This window comes from Micromonospora sp. DSM 45708 (assembly GCF_039566955.1).
Taxonomy (GTDB): domain Bacteria; phylum Actinomycetota; class Actinomycetes; order Mycobacteriales; family Micromonosporaceae; genus Micromonospora.
Genome location: NZ_CP154796.1, coordinates 3,803,961 through 3,823,151, shown reverse-complemented (window position 1 = coordinate 3,823,151; position 19,191 = coordinate 3,803,961). Strand labels below are relative to the sequence as shown.

At 72.0% G+C, this 19,191-nt stretch carries 16 protein-coding genes and 1 pseudogene; 6 read left to right on the top strand and 11 right to left on the bottom strand.

From position 1 onward, the window contains the following. Positions 1–18: 18 nt before the first annotated feature. Both VKK44_RS16330 and VKK44_RS16325 read right to left on the bottom strand, forming a co-directional pair. Positions 19–2,094, bottom strand: coding sequence for a hypothetical protein (locus VKK44_RS16330; protein ID WP_343441956.1), 2,076 nt, complete (start codon positions 2,092–2,094; stop codon positions 19–21). A 280-nt stretch (positions 2,095–2,374) separates the two neighbouring features. Then, complete coding sequence (locus VKK44_RS16325) at positions 2,375–3,190, bottom strand: IclR family transcriptional regulator (RefSeq protein WP_343441955.1); 816 nt, start codon at positions 3,188–3,190, stop codon at positions 2,375–2,377. Positions 3,191–3,427: 237 nt separating this feature from the next. Between VKK44_RS16325 and VKK44_RS16320 the strand changes: the two genes are divergently transcribed. The 4 genes from VKK44_RS16320 to VKK44_RS16305 are packed head-to-tail and all read left to right on the top strand — an operon-like array spanning position 3,428 to position 7,657. Further along, positions 3,428–4,810, top strand: coding sequence for an aspartate aminotransferase family protein (locus VKK44_RS16320; RefSeq protein WP_343441954.1), 1,383 nt, complete (start codon positions 3,428–3,430; stop codon positions 4,808–4,810). Next, a complete protein-coding gene (locus tag VKK44_RS16315) occupies positions 4,810–5,997 on the top strand; it encodes a mandelate racemase/muconate lactonizing enzyme family protein (RefSeq protein WP_343441953.1) in 1,188 nt (395 codons plus the stop codon). The genes VKK44_RS16320 and VKK44_RS16315 overlap by 1 nt, the downstream gene beginning before the upstream one ends. Beyond that, complete coding sequence (locus VKK44_RS16310; RefSeq protein ID WP_343441952.1) at positions 5,994–6,836, top strand: amidohydrolase family protein; 843 nt, start codon at positions 5,994–5,996, stop codon at positions 6,834–6,836. Before VKK44_RS16315 ends, VKK44_RS16310 begins: the two co-directional genes overlap by 4 nt. Continuing rightward, on the top strand, positions 6,833–7,657 hold the full coding sequence (locus tag VKK44_RS16305) for an SDR family NAD(P)-dependent oxidoreductase (RefSeq protein WP_343441951.1): 825 nt from the start codon (positions 6,833–6,835) through the stop codon (positions 7,655–7,657). The genes VKK44_RS16310 and VKK44_RS16305 overlap by 4 nt, the downstream gene beginning before the upstream one ends. A gap of 226 nt (positions 7,658–7,883) precedes the next feature. Here the strand turns inward: VKK44_RS16305 and VKK44_RS16300 are convergent, their stop codons facing one another. The 4 genes from VKK44_RS16300 to VKK44_RS16285 all read right to left on the bottom strand — a co-directional run bounded on the left by VKK44_RS16300 (position 7,884) and on the right by VKK44_RS16285 (position 12,772). Next, positions 7,884–9,008, bottom strand: coding sequence for a cellulose binding domain-containing protein (locus tag VKK44_RS16300; RefSeq protein ID WP_343441950.1), 1,125 nt, complete (start codon positions 9,006–9,008; stop codon positions 7,884–7,886). Positions 9,009–9,017: 9 nt separating this feature from the next. Next, on the bottom strand, positions 9,018–10,529 hold the full coding sequence (locus tag VKK44_RS16295; RefSeq protein ID WP_343441949.1) for a cellulase family glycosylhydrolase: 1,512 nt from the start codon (positions 10,527–10,529) through the stop codon (positions 9,018–9,020). A 75-nt stretch (positions 10,530–10,604) separates the two neighbouring features. Then, positions 10,605–11,465: a LacI family DNA-binding transcriptional regulator gene (locus VKK44_RS16290; RefSeq protein ID WP_343441948.1), complete on the bottom strand. Its 861-nt coding sequence runs from the start codon at positions 11,463–11,465 to the stop codon at positions 10,605–10,607. A gap of 20 nt (positions 11,466–11,485) precedes the next feature. After that, positions 11,486–12,772, bottom strand: coding sequence for an ROK family transcriptional regulator (locus VKK44_RS16285; protein WP_343441947.1), 1,287 nt, complete (start codon positions 12,770–12,772; stop codon positions 11,486–11,488). 219 nt (positions 12,773–12,991) lie between these two features. Here VKK44_RS16285 and VKK44_RS16280 point away from each other — a divergent pair, with 219 nt between their 5' ends. Then, on the top strand, positions 12,992–13,771 hold the full coding sequence (locus VKK44_RS16280) for an ABC transporter substrate-binding protein (RefSeq protein ID WP_343441946.1): 780 nt from the start codon (positions 12,992–12,994) through the stop codon (positions 13,769–13,771). Further along, complete coding sequence (locus VKK44_RS16275) at positions 13,744–14,811, top strand: LacI family DNA-binding transcriptional regulator (RefSeq protein ID WP_343441945.1); 1,068 nt, start codon at positions 13,744–13,746, stop codon at positions 14,809–14,811. The genes VKK44_RS16280 and VKK44_RS16275 overlap by 28 nt, the downstream gene beginning before the upstream one ends. Here VKK44_RS16275 and VKK44_RS16270 read toward each other — a convergent pair. From VKK44_RS16270 to VKK44_RS16250, 5 genes and pseudogenes are all read right to left on the bottom strand, one after another. Continuing rightward, a pseudogene (locus VKK44_RS16270) lies at positions 14,789–15,046 on the bottom strand (cellulose binding domain-containing protein); the annotation flags it as partial. The gene VKK44_RS16275 and the pseudogene VKK44_RS16270 sit on opposite strands and share 23 nt — an antisense overlap. A 16-nt stretch (positions 15,047–15,062) precedes the next feature. Beyond that, a complete protein-coding gene (locus VKK44_RS16265) occupies positions 15,063–16,298 on the bottom strand; it encodes a cellulose-binding domain-containing protein (RefSeq protein ID WP_343441944.1) in 1,236 nt (411 codons plus the stop codon). 277 nt (positions 16,299–16,575) lie between these two features. After that, entirely contained in the window at positions 16,576–17,631 is a 1,056-nt protein-coding gene (locus VKK44_RS16260; protein WP_343447792.1) for a DUF1501 domain-containing protein, read from the bottom strand. Between the two features lie 8 nt (positions 17,632–17,639). Beyond that, positions 17,640–17,786 carry a hypothetical protein gene (locus VKK44_RS16255; protein WP_343447791.1) on the bottom strand — a complete coding sequence of 49 codons (147 nt, stop codon included), beginning with the start codon at positions 17,784–17,786 and terminating at the stop codon, positions 17,640–17,642. A gap of 43 nt (positions 17,787–17,829) precedes the next feature. After that, the gene (locus VKK44_RS16250; protein WP_343441943.1) at positions 17,830–19,131 is read right to left on the bottom strand and encodes a DUF1800 domain-containing protein; all 1,302 of its coding nucleotides are present in this window, start codon (positions 19,129–19,131) and stop codon (positions 17,830–17,832) included. Between the last annotated feature and the right edge of the window lie 60 nt (positions 19,132–19,191).

Here is a 19,191-nt window from a genome sequence, read left to right as displayed (position 1 = left end):
TTTTGGGAGCCGGGGCGATCAGAGGGTGAGGTTGTCGCCGGTCACGACACGGTCGGAGTCGGCGGGCAGGTCGCGGGTGACGCTCTCCTCGACGCAGCCGCTGTGCAGCAGCGTGGTGGTGGCGGTGAGAGTCAGCCGGCCTCCGGCGAACCGGGAGCCGACGGCCCGGTACCGGTTGACGCCGCTGTCCAGCCGGACGTGCGCGGTGGCCGCGTCGTCGGTGGCGCTGCGGTAGTGGCCCAGCTCCACCCGGACCGCGCCGGGTCCGGCGACCCGGCCCAGCAGCGCCCGGCGGGCATTGGTGCCGGTCAGCACCGCGCCGCCGTCGACGACGAGTCGCTGGTCGCGGACGGCGGACAGCTCGATGCCGGTGTCGGTGAAGGTGCCGCCGTCGATCACCAACTCGGCGGCGCCGACCAGCAGCGGGGCGGCATCGGGCGCTCCGGTGAGCGTGCAGTCGGTGAAGCGCACCGGGCCGGAGCCGCGCAGGATCGGCCCGTCCAGGCCCCGCAGCGTGGTCCGCACGAAGTGCACCGGGCTGCTGACCGGGGTCTGCACGACGACCGTTCCGGCGGGCTGGTCGAAGTCGCAGTCGGCGATGACGGTGGGCCGCCGGGAGCGGGCCGAGCGTTGGGCGATGCTCAGCGTGCGTGCCGAGCAACCGCGTAGCTGCGCGCCGTCGGCGTTGATCTGGAGCGTGCCGGCGGGGTCGAAGGTGGAGCGGGCGATGACCCGGACGTCCTCCAACGTCAGATCGGTGATCTTGGTGCCGGCGACGAACCAGGAGCAGACGTGGCGACGGACGGTGATCCGTTTGGCGCTGATGCCCCACTGGCCACCGCTGTTGGCGATGTCCATCAGGCCGGAGTTGCCGGTGAAGACGAGGTCGTGCTCGTACTGGCCGTGGGTGGTGAACGGGTTGCCACCGGCGTCGTCGCCGTCGCCGTGGCAGTTCTCCACGGTGCAGTACGCCGACGCGGTCCAGTCGTTGAGGTGTCGGGCGTTCGAGGTGCGGCAGTCCACCACGTGCCCGTAGAGGCAGTAGATCTGTTGGGTGAGGTAGCCGGCGCCGCCGTACATCACGGTCGGGGGGTTGGTCAGGACGCAGCCGGCGGTGGTGAAGTGGGTGCACCAGCGGCGCATGATCACCGGCCACCAGGTGCCGGTGGCGTCGATGCCGGAGACGTCGCAGCGCACCGCGTACTCGTAGGCGATCGGGTGGGAGCCGCTGTACTCGCGGTCGTCCGGGCCGGAGCCGGGATACTCGCCGGTGAAGGCGACGTGGCCCCGGAAGGCCATGTTGCGGACGTGGGCGCGCTCGACCGGCTCCACCCGTCGCCAGGTGACCGTACGACCGGGCTCCAGGGGCCAGCCGTTGAGGTAGCCCACCCGGATGTGGGTGCCGTCGACGATCTGGGTGACCTGGACCATCTTCTGCAGCTCGCGCTCGTCCGCCCCGGTCAGCGAGTTGCTGGTGGCCGTCCACCACTGCCCGACCGTGAACCGCCCCGAGTCGGGCACCGGGAACACGTCGGTCAGTTCGGGAACGGTCTCGGTGAGGGTGTGGGTGATCACCGTGTCGGTCACGGTGCCCCGGAAGAAGAGGACCGCGCCGAACGGGTTGTCGTGGGTGTTGCGTTCGATGCCGTCGGTGTGCACGGTGTGCCCGCCGAAGTCCAGCTCGATGTCGCCGCGTCCGAACGTGTGCCGTCGGACGAAGCGCAGGTCGGTGTGGGCCTCGATCCGGTGGATCGCCGGGTCGGCGACCATCGCGTCCAGCGCGGCGTCGGCGGGGGTGTCCCGGCCGAAGATCCCGAACCGTCGGAAGTCACCGGTGCCGTCGTGCAGGGCCAGCCACCGGCCCCGCTGTCGGCGGTACGGGTCGTGCACGGTCCCGCCGTTGGCGGGGGCGGTGCTGGTGGGATCCCAGCGCAGCAGTCCGCCGCCACCGTCGCCGGGGGAGCGGTATCCGGCGAGGTGCACCAGGGTGCGGGTGGCCAGCGTGGCGGGGTCGACGGTGGCCAGGCCGGCGACGGTGTCGAGGTGCGGGATCTGGTCCCGGGGGGTGAGGGTGGACGTGCCGAGTAGACCCATGGCGAGCCTCAACCTTCGCGATCCAGCCGGCCGGCGTGACGCCTGACGGCGGTGCGGTGGCCCACGGGCGGCACGGGGACGCCCGCGAGACGGGGGAAGGTCGGGCAAACGCGCGAGGCGCGCAGGCGGCGGAGCTGCTGACCGGAACACCCGGCGCCGGGGCTGCGGCGCGTCGGGAGTCAGCTGTTCGCCCGAGTGGCCGCTACCCAGGAGGTAGCGGCCCCGCCGTGACCTGGGCCGCGGCGTTGGCGGGAACGTTAAACAGCCGGTGAACCGGCTGTCAAGAGGTCGTGTCGGCCGGGACGTGACCGAGCCGGACCGAGACGGCCTCGGCCGTCTGCCGCACCTGACGGCCCAACTCCTGGTACCGCCAACTGGGCAGACCCAGCTTCAACCCGGTCACGCTGATCGCGCCGCAGCACATCCCGGTGTGGTCACGCAGGGCGCTGCCGATGCAGAACACACCCTCGGCGTCCTCCTCGTCGTCGAGGGCGTAGCCGGCCTTGCGGACGTCGTCGAGGTGCGCCAGGAGGGAGGCCAGGTCGGTGATCGTGTGGTCGGTGCGTCGGGGCAACCCGACCCGGCCGATCAGCTCGGTGACCTGCTGGGTGGACATCTCGGCCAGCAGCGCTTTGCCCAGCCCGGTGCAGTGGGGCAACTCGCGGGTGCCCATCCGCAGTTCGATCTGGATGCGCTCACCGTTGCTGACCTGGTCGATGACGACCGCGTGGGCGCCCTCGGGGACGGCCAGCCGCGAGCTGAGCCCGGTCTCGCGGGTCAGCGTGGCCAGCATCGGGCGGGCGATGTCCCGCAGCGAGAGCTGCTGTTGGGCGCGAACGCCGAGGCGGGCCAGCGCCATCCCGAGCCGGTAGCGGCGATTCATCCCCTCGCCGTCGTCGGCGGCCAGACCGTGGTGGCACAGGGTGTGCAGGGTGGCGAACGCGGCGCTCTTGGACAGCCCGCAGGCGCCGGCGACGTCGGTGACGCTCAGCCCCGCACCCGGGGCGGCGGCGGCCAGCGCCTCCAGCACCACAGCCGCGCGGCTGACGCTGCGCACCAGGTAGCGGGAGGTGTCGCCGGCTTCGGTGGTGGTCATGGTCCTACTTTCGGTCAGAAGCGCTAAGCGTGTTCGCCGTGGCCGAACAGAGTAACAAAACCGTTCGGAAAATGGTTGATCGTTGTGTTGACCTTGCCGATCAAGCGTGCCTAGTATGCCGAACAACGTTCGGTAATGCCGAACACCGTTCTGAAAGTTGATGGATATCTCTCGCGGCGGAAACCCGCGGCGGTGCGACCGGGCTGGGTCGCCACGCCGCACCGATGAGGAGAAGGTGTGACTTCACGATCGGCCCCAGCGGGGGCCACCCTGGCCGAGCGCGCGCGCCGGGTCATCCCCGGCGGCGTCAACAGCGGGCAGCGCAGCATCCCCGGCCTCACCGACATGGTGATCGCCGGCGCCTCCGGCGCGTGCTTCTGGGACGCGGACGGACGCCGTTACACCGACTACCACGCGGCGTTCGGGCCGCCCCTGCTCGGTCACAACGACCCCGACGTCAACGCCGCCGTCGCCGAGGCCGGCAGCCGACTGGACCTGTGCGGCGTGGCGGTGACCGACGGCGAGATCCACCTCGCCGAGACCCTCAACGACCTGGTGCCGAGCATCGAGAAGGTGCTGCTGACCAGCACCGGCAGCGAGGCCACCTTCCATGCCCTGCGGGTCGCCCGGGCGGCCACCGGGCGACGTCTGGTGGTCAAGTTCCAGGGCTGTTACCACGGCTGGCACGACTCGGTCAGCCTCAACGTCATCTCCGCGCCGGACCGGGTGGGTCGGCCCGATCCGATCTCCACCGGGATCCTGCCCGAGGTCCTCGACGCCACGCTCGTGCTGCGCTTCAACGACGTGGCCGCCGTCCGGGCGGCCTTCGCCGCTCACGGCGACGACATCGCCGCGGTCATCGTCGAGCCGGTGCCGCACAACGTCGGGTGCCTCCTGCCCGACCAGGAGTTCCTCGTCGCGCTGCGGGACGAGTGCACCCGGGCCGGCAGCGTGCTGGTCTTCGACGAGGTGATCACCGGATTCCGACACGACCTCGGCGGCTGGCAGAAGATCAGCGGTGTCGTCCCCGACCTGACCACGCTCGGCAAGGCCATCGCCAACGGCTATCCGATCGGCGCCCTCGGTGGCCGGGCGGACCTGATGGACCTGTTCAGCACCCGCCCCGGCGCGCCCGCGTTCTTCGCCGGCACCTACAACGGGCATCCCGCCGTGGTCGCCGCCGCCCTCGCCACCCTCGGCAAGCTGCGCGCCGAACCGGTGCACGAGCACGTCTACCGCCTCGGTGAACGGGCCCGCGCGGGCATCACGGCGACCCTGGCCGACCTGGACGTCCCCGCCGTGGTCACCGGCCACGGCTCCGTCTTCGTGACCTACTTCATGCCCGGCCCGACACCGCGTACCTACGACGACCTGCTGCGCAACGATGCCGGCATGTTCATCGGGTACCGCCGTCGGATGCGCGAGCACGGCATCTTCGAGCTGCCGTTGAACCTCAAGCGCAACCACATCTCGTACGCCCACACCGACGCCGACATCGACCGCCTGGTCGAGGCCACCGGGGTGGCCGTACGGGACACCCTCGCCTCCGGTGGGACCACCGAACTGGCCGGCACCGCCACCATGGGTGGCGCGACCGCCGGCGGGGAAGGACACTCCTGATGCTGACCGTCGACAAGACCCGACCCGAGGGCCCCGCCGGTCGGATCAGCCGGGTGGAGACGCTCACCCTGGGCACCGCCTGGCGCGACTTCTCCTACGTGCGCGTGCACACCGACGCCGGGCTCACCGGCGTCGGCGAGATCACCCACCCCTACCGGGCGCGGGAAACCTGCCAGCTCGCCGAGGCGATGGCCGAGCGGCACCTGATCGGCGCCGACCCGTTCGACGTGGAGGAGATCTGGCTGCGCATGTACCAGGGGGACTACCTGCGCGGTGGTGACATCGGCGGAATCGTCGTGTCCGGGGTCGACCAGGCCCTCCACGACATCATGGGCAAGGCCCTCGGGGTGCCCGCGTACCGCCTCACCGGCGGTGCCTGCCGCGACCGCGTCCGGGTGTACGCCAACGGGTGGTACACCGGAGAGCGGGAGCCCGAGACGTTCGCCGAACGGGCCGTCGCCACCGTCGCCAAGGGCTACACGGCGCTGAAGTTCGACCCGTTCGGGGCAGGGCTCGGCGAGCTGTCCCGTACCGAGCTGCGCCGCTCGGTCGACATCGTCGCCGCCGTCCGTGCCGCCGTGGGACCCCGGATCGAGCTGTTCGTCGAGGGACACGCCCGCTTCGCCATGCACACCGCCGTCCGGCTGGTGCGTGAGCTGGAGCCGTTCGACCTGGGCTGGTTCGAGGAGCCGTTGCCGTGGACGCACATCGAGCGGTACGCCGAGCTGCGCGCCCGCGCCACGATGCCGATCTCCGGCGGGGAGCACTTCCACAACCGCTACGAGTACGCCCGGCTGTTCGCCACGAACGCGGTCGACATCATCCAGCCCGACCTGTCCATGGCCGGCGGCTTCACCGAGGTGCGCAAACTCGCGGCCATCGCCGACCAGCACGCCATGGTGGTCGCCCCGCACAACTCCAACTCGCCGCTGTGCACCACCGCCTCGGTGCACGCCGTCCTCGGGATGCCCAACTTCAAGATCCTGGAGACCTTCGACGACCTCCTTGAGGACTACGTCTTCGAGGCCGTGCGCGGCGCTCTGCCGGTGGTGGACGGGCACGTCGCGCTGCCCACCGCGCCCGGCCTCGGTGTCGAACTGGTCGACGAGGTGTTCGCCGAGCACCCGCCGAGCCACGGCTTCTGGAACATGTTCGCCGAGGGTTGGGAGAAGCGGGACCGCCGATGATCGTCGACGTGCACTCGCACCTGTTCGACTGCCCGGAGCACGTCGGCGACCCCTTCGCCGCCGACGCGTCCCGGGCGCACGGCGGCGACGTCGACCTGACGGTGCGGTGGTCGGAGTACGCGGCCACCGCACCGGCGGGCACCAGGACGATCGTGGTGGGCGGCAAGGCGCGCCGCTCCGGCCTCTGGGTCGACGACCGGGCGGTGGCGGCGTACGTGGCGGTCCACCCCGACCGGCTGGTCGGGTACCTCGCCCTGGACCCCACCCAGCCCGGCTGGCGCGACGAACTGGAGCACGGGCACCGTGACCTCGGCCTGCGGGGCATCAAGCTGATGCCGATGTACGCCGGGTTCGACCCCGCCGACCCCGCCTACGACGACCTGTACGCCTACGCCGCGCGGCACGGCCTGCCGCTGCTGGTGCACACCGGCACCACCTTCGTCTCCGCCGCGCCGCTGCGCTACGCGCTCCCGGTGCACCTCGACGAGGTGGCGATCCGCCATCCGGAGCTGCGCATGGTGCTGGCTCACCTCGGCCACCCCTACGAGGGGGAGTGCATCGCGGTCATCCGCAAGCACCGGCACGTCTACGCCGACGTCTCGGCGTTGCACTACCGCCCGTTCCAGCTCTGGCACAGCCTCCGGCTGGTGCAGGACTACGGCGTCTGGCACAAGCTGCTGTTCGGTAGCGACTACCCGTTCACCACCGTCGACGCCTCCATCGAAGGGCTGCGGGCGGTGGGCCGGGTCCCCGGCATCCCCGGCCTCGACCCGCTCGACATCGGGCAGATCGAGGCGCTGATCCACCGTCCGTCGCTCGACCTGCTGGGGTTGGTATGACGCTCGTCCCGCCCTCCTTCGACCTGTCCGGGCGGCTGGCCGTGGTGACCGGCGCCGCCCGGGGTCTTGGCGCCGCGTTCGCCGTCGGCCTCGCCTCGGCCGGCGCCGACCTGGTGGTGGTCGACCGGCCCGGCGTCGACCTCGGGCCGGTCGTGGCCGCGGTGACCGAACACGGCCGCGCCTGCCACCCGTACCCGCTGGACCTGGCCGACACGGCGGGGATCTCTCCGTGGGTCGACCGGGTGCGCCGCGACCTGGGGCCGGTGCACATCCTGGTGAACAACGCCGGCGTGGCCCGGCTGGAACACTTCAACGAGATCACCGTCGACGCCTGGCGCGAGGTGATGCGGGTCAACGTGGACGCCGTCTTCTTCCTCGCCCAACGCGTCGCCGAACACATGATCGCCGACGGGGTGCCGGGCCGCATCGTCAACATCTCCTCGAAGAACGGCCTGGTCGCCGAGGCGGGGCTCGCCCACTACAACGCCTCGAAGGGCGCGGTGGAGCTGCTCACCCGGTCGCTGGCCGCCGAACTCGGGCCGCACGGCATCACCGCCAACACCATCGCGCCCGGGATGATCGCCACCCCGATCGACGGTGACTTTCCCCTGGACCGGCAGGCGTTCGAGGCCGCCTGGGCGGAGCGGATCCCGCTGCGCGGCGGCTACGGCGTGCCGGAGGACTGTGTCGGCGCGCTGCTGTTGCTGGCCTCCGACGCTGGCCGCTATGTCAACGGCACCCACCTGGTCGTCGACGGGGGAGTGCTCGCCGATCAGATGCCGCGCCTGCGGTTCATGCCCCCCTACCGCGGCACCGTCTGACCGTCGGTCGCTTCGACCACCTCCCGCAACTCCCGCCTTCACCCGTTGGGTACACCTGCCCGACCGGTTCGGACGGTTTCCGTCGGGCGCGACTGTCGACGTCGATCGGGTCGACGAGGACCGGCACCGCGCCCTCGTCGGCTCGCCCAGCACGGCGACCGCGCCAACCGGTGTCGGGCCGGGTGTGGGCGCGGCCGTCGTCGCCGCGCCCACACCCGGCGGCAGATCAGCCGACCGTGCAGCCGACCACCGGCGCCGGATTGTCACCGGTCGAGGACGCCAGGAAGCCGAAGCTGGTCGAGCCACCCGGTGCCAGGCCGCCGTTCCAGCCCAGATTCCGCGCGGTGGCGGTCGCGCCGGCCTGCGTGACCGTGGCGTTCCAGGACTGCGTGACCTGCCGGCCGCTGCCGAGGCTCACCGTCGCGGTCCACGCCGTCGTGGCCGCCGCCGTGTCGTTGCGGACGCTCACCTCGCCCTGGAAGCCGCCGGCCCACTGGGAGACCGTCCGGTACGTCGCCGTGCACCGCCCGATGCCGGGCGGCGGGGTCGACGGTGACGGCGCCGGGGTGACCGGGAGGGTCGGGCCCGGCGTCGGGGTGGGCGGGACGGTGCCGCCGAGCACCCGCGCGAGCGCGGGATGGAAGCGGTCGGCCATCTTCCGGAAACCCGAGTCGTTCGGGTGTACCCCGTCGCCGGTGTCCGTGGCCGCGTCGAAGCCGGTCCACTGGTCCACCACGACGATGGGTGACTGGGCGGTGGTGAGACCGGCGGCCCAACCGGGGATCCGGTTGTTGAGCGTGACGGTGTCGGCGGGGCAGGTGTCGCAGCCGTGGTGCGGGATGATCTGCGACACGACGATCCTCATGCCCGGGTTGCTCGCCCGCATCTGGCCGACCAGCTTGGTGAACGCGGCGAGGATCGTGTCCATCGACTGCCAGCCGCCCCAGAGGTCGTTCGTGCCGAGGTGCATCACGACGACGTCCGGCCGGGCCGCGTTCAGCCAGGGCGGGAGCTGGTTGTTGTCGGCGATGCCGACCGCGGAGAAACCGCCGTGACCCTCGTGGTCGGCGTCGTAGGAGAAGCCGTAGTTGCAGCTTCCGCCGTCCGAGGTGCTGCCGACGAAATCGATGTTGGAGTAGCCGTCGGTCCGCAACTGGTTCCAGAGCAGGGCACGCCAGCAGCCGGGGCCCGCGGTGATCGAGTCACCGAGCGGCATGATCCTGATCGGCGCCGCCGCCGCCGACGACCGGTGCGGTGCGGACCGTACCGGGGAGCCGGGGAACGCCACCGTGAACGCCAGGACCGCGGTGATCGCGGCGAGTACGGCGTACCGAAGGGATTGTCGCGACATCGGGGTTCCCTACGGCGTCACGGTGAGCAGGTGGGCGCGGTAGCCCTCGCCGTAGCTGCGGGTCGGCGTGCCGCTGTAGTCCTCGATGAGCACGTTTCCGCCGCTGCATCCCCACGGGTTCCAGGTCCACGCGGTGTAGCCCAGCCGGTTGCGGTCCAGCCAGGTCATCAGCCGGTCGACGTAGTCGTGGGCGCAGGTGTCCTGACCGATCTCGCCGGCGTGCACCGGCACCTGGGCGGCCACCGGGGCGATCTGGGTGTCCCAGCAGGTCTCGGTGACACAGGCGTTGAAGTTGTACGAGTGCCACGAGGCGACGATGTTGCCGCGCGGGTCGGTCGGCTTGTAGGTCAGCCACTGGGTCAGGTCGTTGGTCCAGGTCAGGCCCGGCACCAGCAGCACGTTGGTGGCGCCGGTGGCGCGTACCGCGTCGACCAGGTCCTGCATGCCGGCCACCGGGTAGTCGATGCCGGTGCAGGCGCCGCCGTCGCGCAGGCACCGCCACGCGGCGGCCATGTCCGACCAGTTGTTGGCGGCGTCCGGGTAGGGCTCGTTGAACAGGTCGAACAGCACCGCGTCGTTGCCCTTGAACGCGTTGGCCACCCCGGTCCAGAACTGCGGCGTGTACTGCCGGCTGGGCATGGGCTTCTGACAGGTGGCGTTCACGTCGGCGCAGGCCGAGATGTTGCCGGTGTACTGCCCGTGGGTCCAGTGCAGGTCGAGGATCGGGTTGATCCCGTTGGCGACCAGCAGGTTCGCGTAGTCCTTGACGGCCTGCTGGTAGGCGGGTCCGCTGGGTGAGCCGGAGAGACCCAGCCAGCAGTCCTCGTTGAGCGGGATCCGGACCGCCCGGATGTGCCAGGCCTTCATCGCGTCGACCGAGGCCTGGTCGACCGGGCCGCTGTCCCACATGCCCTTGCCCTGCACGCAGGCGAACTCCCCGCTGGCCCGGTTGACGCCGAGCAGGCGGTAGGTGGCGCCGCCCGCCGTCACCAGTTTGTTGCCGGAGACCCGCAGGCTGGGCGCGGCGCCGCCCGGCGGCGGCGTGGTCGGCGGCGGCGTGGTGGTCGGCGGCGTGGTGGTCGGTGGGCCGGTGGGCGGCGTCGTGACCGCGCCGGTGCAGGTCGTGCCGTTGAGCGCGAACGAGGTGGGTACGGGGTTCGCGCCGCTCCACGACCCGTTGAAGCCGATCGTGGTCGACCCGCCGGTGCCCAGCGAGCCGTTCCAGCTCAGACTGGCCGCCGACACCCGCGCGCCGGACTGCGACCAGGTGGCGCTCCAACCCTGGGTGACCCGCTGGTTGGCGTTGGGGAAGTCGAACGTCAGGCTCCAGCTCGTGAGCGCGGAACCGAGATTGGTGATGGCGACGTTGCCGCTGAACCCGCCGGTCCACTGGCTCTGCACGGTGTAGGTGACCGCGCAGCCGGTGGTCGCGGCCGAGGCGGGCAGCGTGACCGCCAGCAGGCTGGTGGCCATCAGGGTGCCGGCTGCCGCCGACGCCAGCAGGGCATGACGACGTGTCATGGATGCTCTCCTAGGTAATAGAGGGGAGCGTCGATGGGAGCGCGTCTCGGAGCTTTGTTTATTAGCCTCACTAAGTCAAGCTGATCGATGTAATCCACTCGGCGCGGCCGTCGTCTCCCGGGCGACCACGGTCTCGGTCGCGCACCACCGTTCCGGCACCGGCTCGCCGTTGACCAGCCGCAGCACGGACTCGCCGACCAGCTCGCCGAACGTGTGCACATCGAGGCTCATGGTGGTGAGTGCGGGGGAGGCCAGACGGCAGAGGCTGGAGTCGTCCCAGGCGATCAGGCTGACGTCGCCGGGAACCCGGCGGCCCGACTCCTTGATCGCGTGCAGGCCGGCGACCGCCATCAGGTCGTTGTCGTAGATGATCGCGGTGGGCGGCTCGACCCCGGCCAGCAGCTCGGCGGTGAGCTTGGCCCCGGCCTCCTCCGAGTAGTCGCCCTCCACGACGACGGCCTCGACGGCGGCGTCGGCCGAGGCCGCCAGCATGGCGGCCGTGCGGGCCCGGGTGTGCAGGAGCGCACCCGGGCCGCTGATCCGGGCGATCCGGCGATGCCCGAGATCGACCAGGTGCGCCAGTGCCGCCCGCATCGATCCGACGTCGTCCCGGCGCACCGCCAGGGCCCCCCGGGTCGGCTCGCCCGTCACCACGACGGGCAGGCGAAGCTCCCGCAGCACCGCGGGCCGCCCGTCGTCGACCGACGGGTTCACCAGCACGACCGCGTCGACCAGCCGCTGCCGCGCCCACCGGCGGTACGCGGCGATCTCGGCCGCCTGGTCGGCGACGACGTGCAGCAGCACCGACCGCCCGTGAGCGGCGAGCCGCTCCTCGATGCCCGCGATGAACTCCATGAAGAACGGCTCGGTGCCGAGCAGGCGGGGCGGCCGGGCGAGCACCAGGCCCACCGCGCTCGTCCCCCACGCATCGTCCATGTCGCACGCTCCCGGGTTCGTCAACTGGCCGATTCGGTGAGCCGTGCCCGCTCGTCGGCCACCTGCTCGAGTGGGCGTGGGCCGTGACCCACCGGGACCAGCTCGGATTCGAGGACCAGTGCGGCGGCTCCGACGGCCGATGCCGTGGCGGCGGACCGGGAGAGCCGTACGTCGACGGTGTGCGTGCCACGGGAGAAGGACGCGCGCAGTTCGTGCCGGACGATCGGGAGGTAGACCGAGCCGGCGGCGGCCAGACTCGGCCCGGTGAGCACGAGCACCTCGAGGTCCATGAGGTTCGCCAGCGTCCGGGCGGCCACGCCCACCTGCCGGGCCGACCGCTCCAGCAGCACCAGTGCGTGCGGTTCGCCCCGGCGGGCGGCGCGACTGATCGCGGCGAAGTCGGCGATCACCGACGGTCGTCCGGCGCTCGCGGTGAGACCCACCGCCCGGGCCGCGGCCGGGTCCGATCGGGCGGCGGCGACCACCGCGGCCGGCCCGGCCAGCGCCTCCACGCACCCGCGGGCCCCGCACCAGCAACGGGGACCGTCGGCGGACACGCACACGTGTCCGAGCTCGCCGACGTTGCCGCTCGGACCCCGGTAGGTGACGCCGCCGATGACCAGGCCGGCGCCGATGCCGGTGCCCATGTAGAGCGCGGCGGCCGACGTCGCGGCGCCGAATCCGCCCGTCCAGTGCTCACCGAGCGCCGCCGCCGTCGAATCGTTGTCCAGCACCACCGGCAGCGCCGTGACCCGCTCCAGCGCGGCGCCCAGCGGGAAGCCGGTCCACTGCCGCATCACGGGGGCGAGCCCCGCGTCCGGCGGACCACCGATGCCCCGGGCCGGGCCGACCGGGCCGGGGAAGACCAGACCGACGCCGAGGACCCGGGCCCGCTCCACCCCGACGCCGTCGATCAGCGCGGCTATCGCGGTGGCGATCCGCGCCACGACGGCCGCCGGCTCGTCCGCGCCGGCGCCCGGCCGGGAGATCCGGGCTACCACCGTTCCGCCGAGGTTGGTCAGCGCGTACGTGATGACGCCGTGGTCCAGGTGCACGCCGACGGCGTACCGGGACGTGTGGTCGAGCTGGAGCAGCACCCGTCGCTTGCCCCCGGTCGACTTGGCGTGCCCGGTCTCGACCACCAGGCCCTCGTTGATGAGCTTGCGGACGAGGGTGGAGATCGTCGGCGCGGTGAAACCGGTGGCCTTGATCAGGCCGACCCGACTGATCGTCCCGGCCGCCCGGATCGCGTCGAGAACGACTGACTTGCTGCTCGTATGCGGCTTGCTCGTTGCTGGTCCGCTCACTGCTTCTCTGCCACGGCTGGTCGGTCGGCCGAGCGAATCATACAGCGATCCCGATGCCCGGGGGCGGCGCCCGACGTCGTCAAGGTATTGACACTTGCCTAAATAGACGTCGAGAATTCTCCCCGAAAAGGTTTTCGGGAAGCGTTCGGTCCCGGACGCCGGCTCCTTCAGACAACGGAGGCCGACATGACAACCACACCGGGTCCGCACCGCCGGCGGATGCTGGCCGCGGTCACGTCGGCGGTGCTGGTGCTCGGCGCGGGGGCGTGCGGCGGCGACCGCGGCGACGACCAGGGGCTGGCCCAGGCCGGCGCGACCGGAACCGACGACGGCAGCGAGCTGACCCTGTGGACCCGGGCACCGCTGGAGAAACAGGCGAAACTCCTGGTCGAGGCGTACAACGCCGGCCACCGGAACAAGGTCGAACTGACCGTCGTCCCCAACGACGACTATGTCGCCAAGGTGGGCGCGGCGGCCGGCTCCGGCAACCTTCCGGACCTGTTCGCCGCAGACATCGTGTACGTGCCGAACTGGGTGAGCCAGGGCCTGTTCCGGGATCTGACCACCAACATCGACGGCCTCGCTTTCAAGGACGCCGTCAACAAGGGCCACCTCGCCGCCGGTACCCGTGACGGCAGGGAGCACGTGCTGCCGTTCGTGCTCGACCTGTCGATGCTGTTCTGGAACAAGAAGCTGTTCACCGAGGCCGGCCTCGATCCGGAGAAGGCACCGGCCAGCCTCGCCGAGTACGCCACGGCCGCCAGGGCCGTCCAGGCGATCGGTGTGCGCGGCGCACATCCGACTGACCGAGGGCCGAAAAGTTTTCGGTACCCGGCCCGGCGGGTCCGCCCCGGGCGGGCCGCTGGGGGGCGGCGCGAACCGATTCTCGAAATCCTTTTCAAAATCCGGTCATCCGGTATAGTCGGTACGCCTCGATGGCCCAGCCCCGGTCCGGCCCCGAAGGGATTCCGGTGGGTAGACGACGTTCGCAGTCGGTGACACTGATGGATGTGGCGAAGCTGGCCGGAGTGTCGGTCGCCACCGCGTCGAAGGCGCTCAACGCCCGGGAGCAGGTCGCCCCGGCCACCCGCCGACGGGTGCAGCAGGCCGCCGAGCAGCTCTCGTTCCAGCCCAACGGGCTGGCTCGCGGGCTGATCTCCGGACGCTCCCACACCGTCGGGCTGCTCACCGAGACGCTCGGCGAACGCTTCGCCTTCCCGGTCCTCAGCGGAGTCGAGAACGCACTGGGCAACGAGCGGATGTGCGTGCTGCTGTGCGACGCCCGCGGCGACGTCATCCGCCGCCAGCACCACATCCGTACGCTGCTCTCCCGGCAGGTCGACGGATTCGTGATCCTGGGCGACTCCAACGACATCCGGCCGTCGCTCCGCCGCGACCTGCCGGTGCCGGCGGTCTACGTCTACGGCGAGTCGGACGACCCGGAGGATCTCTCCCTCCTGGCCGACGACGAAGGCGGTGGGCGGCTCGCCGCCGAGCACCTCGTCTCGCTGGGCCGCCGCCGCATCGCGCACATCACCGGTCCGCAGACCTACCGGGCCGCTCGGGACCGGGTGGTCGGCCTGGAAGCGGTGCTGCGCGAGGCGGGCCTGCCGCTGGTCGGTGGCGGGCCCCGCTACGGCGACTGGTCGCAGCGCTGGGGGCGGCAGGCAGCGGCCATGGTCATCAACACCTCGCCGGACACCGACGCCATCTTCTGCGGCAACGACCAGATCGCGACCGGCGCGATCGAGGCCCTGCGCGACCTCGGCCGGCGTACGCCCCAGGACGTGGCCATCGTCGGGTACGACAACTGGGAGGTCTTCGCCACCGACTGCCGGCCGCCGCTGACCACCGTGGACCTCAACCTCGAACAGCTCGGCGCCGCGGCGGTCAGGTACCTCTTCGCCGCCCTGGACGGCAATCCCGCACGAGGCGTCGTCCGGCACCCCGGACGCCTGGTCGTGCGCGACTCCACCGGCCCGGCGGGTGACCTCGGCGCGGTCGTCGCTCCCACCGGGTGGCGTTCCACGCCTGGGTGACGGTCTGCCCGGCGGTGAACGACCAGCGCAGCGTCCAGCCGCTGGTCGGGTCGCCCAGGTTGGTGACCGTCACGTTCGCGCCGAACCCGCCCGACCACTGGGAGCTGACCGCGTAGGCGACCCGGCACCCGGCGGAAGCCGCGTGGCCGGTACCGCCGGTCGCCACGCCGGCGCCGACCAGGACCACGGCGAGCGCCGTCGCCGCGAGACGGAAGGAGTTCCTTCGGGTACGCATCGGCTGACCTCCTCCGTCAGTAGCCGTATCGGCTCTTGAGGTGCCGCCACCAGTCGCGCAGCATCCAGATGTCGAACTCGGTGATCGTGGTGGCGCTGCCGGCCTTCATGATGAAGCCCTGGCCCGGCAGCGGATCCCAGTCGTAGAAGTCGTCGAGGCCGTAGGTGTGGCCGGTCTCGTGCAGCAGGATGCGGATGTTGTCGCTGCCGAGGTTGCCCATGAAGTACTCGCGACCGACGCGTTGACCCCAGTCGCCGCCGGCACCGCCGCCGAATCCGTCGGTCAGCCAGAGCGAGTGGTCGTAGTGGTGGGTGGCGCCACCCGGACAGTTCGGGTACTGGCCGTTCTGGTTGAAGTACCGGCCGCACGGCTCGCTGCACTGCGGCGCGTTCTCCCGGATGTTGTTGACGTAGATGTCGACCGAGTTGTCCGACCACTGCAACTGGTTGCGGTCCCGCACCGCCCAGCCGACCACCTTCACCGGCACGTCGCTGTAGGGGAAGCCGTTGTGGCCGGCCATCACGTTCATCCACTTCTTGTACTGGCGGGCCAGGGCGGCCTGGACCTGGTCGCGTTGGGCGGCCGTCACGGTGGCCGACGAGTCCCACCGGACGCAGTAGTTGATCGCGCCCCGGTTCGCGAAGAGCTGGTCCCACCCGTAGTTGCGGAAGCCGAGCGGGTTGCCGTTGTTGTAGGTCTGCTCCACGTGCTGCCACACCTGGTTGAGCGGGCCGACCAGGTTCGTCGGCGGGCTCCAGCCGGAGGTGGGGGGTGGCGTGGTGGGGCCGGAGGTGGGGGTGGGTGCCGGCGTGGTCGGGGTCGGGGTGCTCGGCGTACCGGTGCACGTCGTGCCGTTCAGGGTGAACGAGGTGGGCGCCGGGTTGGACCCGGTGAAGGCGCCGTTGAAGCCGAACGACGCCGCGGCGCCGGTGCCCAGGGACCCGTTGTAGGCGGCGTTCGTCGCGGTCACCCGGCTGCCGCTCTGGCTGACGCTCGCGTTCCACGCCTGCGAGACCGTCTGCCCGGCCGGGTAGGACCAGACAAGCGTCCAGCCGTTGACCGGGTCGCCGAGGTTGGTGACCGTCACGTCGGCGCCGAAGCCGCCCGACCACTGGCTGGTCACCCGGTAGTCGACGCGGCAACCGGCCGGGGCGGCCTGCGCTCCGGTGACCACGAGGGCCGCGCCGGCGGTGGCGGCCAGCGTGGCGGTCAGGGCGACCGCCAGCCGTACGCCGCTTCTCGATGAAGCCATGGGTTCTCCTCTCGGCCGGCGTGGCGGCTCCGGCCGACCGCCACGCCGGGATGCTCGAAACAGGTTCGCACCAGCGATGCATCGACCACCATCGCTGCCGAAAAGGTTTTCGTCAAGGCGTCCGCGGAGGCCTCGATCGCGGATTTCGCCCGTTCTGGGGCCCGCCGGCCGGGACCTCGCACCCCGCCTCGCGTCGGTCAGCTCCTCCCACCGCTGTCGGCGGGACTCCGCCGCGGACCGTGGATGAGGGGAGGGCCCGGGGGTCCCGGGCAGGGGCTCAGAGCACGCCGGTGAGCCGGCCCTTCCACCCGGCGAGGACCGCGCCCGGGTCGGTGTCGAGGACGTCGGTGAGCAGCGTCGCGTAGACGTCACGGAAGTCGGTGTGGAACTTCAGGTCACCGTCGTCGAGGTCGGTGAGGCTGGGCGGCTCGCCGTACAGACCGCCGCTCACCGGCGCGCCGAGCAGCAGCATGTTCGAGGCGGTGCCGTGGTCGGTGCCGTCCGAGCCGTTGGCGGCGACCCGACGGCCGAACTCCGAGTAGACCGCCGTGACCACCTTGCGGCCGGCTTCGGAGCCCGCCATCCGGGTGTGGAAGCGGCTCAGTGCCGTGTCCAGCATTCCGAGCAGCACCTGCTGGAGTTGCTTCTCGTCGGCGTGCGTGTCGAACCCGCCGAGGGAGACGGAGAAGACCCGGGTCGACACGCCGGCCTCGACGCACCGCGCGACCAGGTCGAGCTGCGCGTCCAGCGAGGCTCGGGCGCCGCCGGTGGCGGTGGCCGGGGTGCTCTCGCCGTCGTCGTCCTGGCCGTCGTCGTCCGGTGCCTCGCGGACCGTGCGGATCATCTCGTCGACGGAGCGCAGATCCGTGAAACATGCCGCCGCGCGGGCCCGGGCCGGGGATTCCCCCGGCGCGGCGGCGCCCAGCGCGGCCAGCGTCGACGCGGGCAGCCCGGCGGCCATCTGCCGCTCGCCCACCGGCACCGAGGCGCCCGCGCCGCGCTCGCCGGCGAGCAACGGGGGCAGCGCCGACTCGAACGAGACGGCCAGCCGGGGGTCGGCGCCGGCGCGGTCCAGCCAGCGGCCGAGCCAGCCGGTGGTACCGGGCCGGTCCGGCTGCGCGGTGTGCCAGATGTCCATCGACCGGAAGTGGCTGCGGTCCGGCTTCGGGTAGCCCACCCCGCGGACCACCGCGAGCTGGCCGGTGCCGTACGCCCGGTGCAGGCCGGCCAACGCCGGGTTCAGGCCGAACTGGTCGTCCAGCTTCAACACGTCCTCCGCCGGGTGGGCCAGCTCGGGTCGCGCGTCACGATAGGCCGGATCGGCGTACGGGATGACGGTGTTCAGGCCGTCGTTGCCGCCGTAGAGCGTGACCAGGACCAGGGTGCGGGCCTGGGGGTCCCGGTCGCCGGCGGTGGCGAGCAGGTCGGTGAGGCGGAGAGCGGCGGCACGCCGGCCAGAGCGGTCGCGCCGACCACCCCGCTGGCCACCAGGAACCGTCGTCGGGTCAGGACGTCCACGGAATCGCTCCTCTCAACTGACCGCGTACTCGGGGCTGACCAGGCCGGCCGTCAGCAGCTTCCGCGGCTGCCCGGCGAGCGGCGTGAGGGCCGCGCGGGTGCGGTCGCTCCACGCGTCGACGACCAGCAGCCGGGCCAGCGCGTCGGCGCGACCGGCGGCCGGCGCGGCGTCCAGCCGGGCCAGCACGGCCGGCGCGGCTGCCTGCGCCAGCAGGTCCGCCACCCGCGTCCTGGCCTGCAACGACGAGGTGGTGAGCCAGGCGGCGCCGGCCGGCCAGCCGCCGACGCTCGGCGGGCGCAGCGGCACCTGGTCCAGCGCGTTCAGCCCGGCCAGAATGCGCCGCCGGCCCTGCTCGGGCAGCGCGGACGGCCGTACGCCGAGCTGTCGGGCCGCGCCGACCAGCCACTCGACGGGCTGCTTGACCAGCGTGTCGCGGGTCTGCGCGAAGGCCGGGGCGGTGAAGATCCGCCGCAGCGTGCCGACCGTGTCCGGGCCGGCGAGGTCGGCCGGCGCGGGAGCGTGCGTCCCGGCGTAACGGAACCAGAGCCGGCCCGCGACGAACCGCGCGGCTTCGGGACGTCCGGCGAGCAGCTTCGCGTACGAGCCGGTGTCGAAGGCAGCCTGCTGGCCGAGGATGGTCTTCGGACCGGGGTCGTGCCGGCGGGGCTCGAAGCGGGCGACGCCGGTGGACCGGTCCACCGTCCAGCCGGTCAGTGCCCGGGCCCCCTCCTTGACGTCGGCCTCGGTGTAGCCGCTGCCGATGCCGAGGGTGAACAGCTCCATGGACTCCCGCGCCAGGTTCTCGTTCGGCGACCGGCGGCTGTTCTTCTGTCCGTCGAGCCACAGGATCAGCGCCGGGTCTCGCAGCATCGCGTCGACCAGCGGCCCGAGCGGCCCCCGGCCGTGGCGGCGCAGGGTCTCCAGTTGGCGCAGCATCAGCGGGGCGGAGCGGACCTTCTGCACGCTTGTCGCCCAGTGCCCGTGCCAGAAGAAGACCAGCTTCTCCTCGGCCTGATGCTCGGCGGCGATCATCCGCTCCAGCCACCAGCCGGTGAGCGCGGTGACCTGCTCCCGGCGTTTGCGGTTGACCTGCTGGCGCTGCTCCCGGCTGGCGTCCTTGCGTGGCTGCGCGGCGGGATCGGCGCCCAGCGCGGGGGTGGGCGTCGCGGTCGCGCCCCGGTCCGCGCCCTCGGGGGCGAGCAACCGGTCGAGCGTCGCGGCGAACCCGGCCCGCTCGGCGGCGTCCACCTCCTCCGCGGTCGGCCCGAAGGTCGCCCGGCGCAGCAGGTGCGCCACCGCTTCCCGTTCCGTCATGCGGACGACGCTAGCCGGCGACTGTACGGGGAAGGTAAGCGCCCGGTGCGGGCCGCGTCC

Bases quoted from the DNA above. Each gene is read 5' to 3' on its own strand.
- VKK44_RS16250 (WP_343441943.1), bottom strand. From the start codon at position 19,131: ATGACGGAACGGGAAGCGGTGGCGCACCTGCTGCGCCGGGCGACCTTC.
- VKK44_RS16325 (WP_343441955.1), bottom strand. From the start codon at position 3,190: ATGACCACCACCGAAGCCGGCGACACCTCCCGCTACCTGGTGCGCAGC.
- VKK44_RS16315 (WP_343441953.1), top strand. From the start codon at position 4,810: ATGCTGACCGTCGACAAGACCCGACCCGAGGGCCCCGCCGGTCGGATC.
- VKK44_RS16310 (WP_343441952.1), top strand. From the start codon at position 5,994: ATGATCGTCGACGTGCACTCGCACCTGTTCGACTGCCCGGAGCACGTC.
- VKK44_RS16295 (WP_343441949.1), bottom strand. From the start codon at position 10,529: ATGACACGTCGTCATGCCCTGCTGGCGTCGGCGGCAGCCGGCACCCTG.
- VKK44_RS16330 (WP_343441956.1), bottom strand. From the start codon at position 2,094: ATGGGTCTACTCGGCACGTCCACCCTCACCCCCCGGGACCAGATCCCG.
- VKK44_RS16290 (WP_343441948.1), bottom strand. From the start codon at position 11,465: ATGGACGATGCGTGGGGGACGAGCGCGGTGGGCCTGGTGCTCGCCCGG.
- VKK44_RS16265 (WP_343441944.1), bottom strand. From the start codon at position 16,298: ATGGCTTCATCGAGAAGCGGCGTACGGCTGGCGGTCGCCCTGACCGCC.
- VKK44_RS16280 (WP_343441946.1), top strand. From the start codon at position 12,992: ATGCTGGCCGCGGTCACGTCGGCGGTGCTGGTGCTCGGCGCGGGGGCG.
- VKK44_RS16300 (WP_343441950.1), bottom strand. From the start codon at position 9,008: ATGTCGCGACAATCCCTTCGGTACGCCGTACTCGCCGCGATCACCGCG.
- VKK44_RS16305 (WP_343441951.1), top strand. From the start codon at position 6,833: ATGACGCTCGTCCCGCCCTCCTTCGACCTGTCCGGGCGGCTGGCCGTG.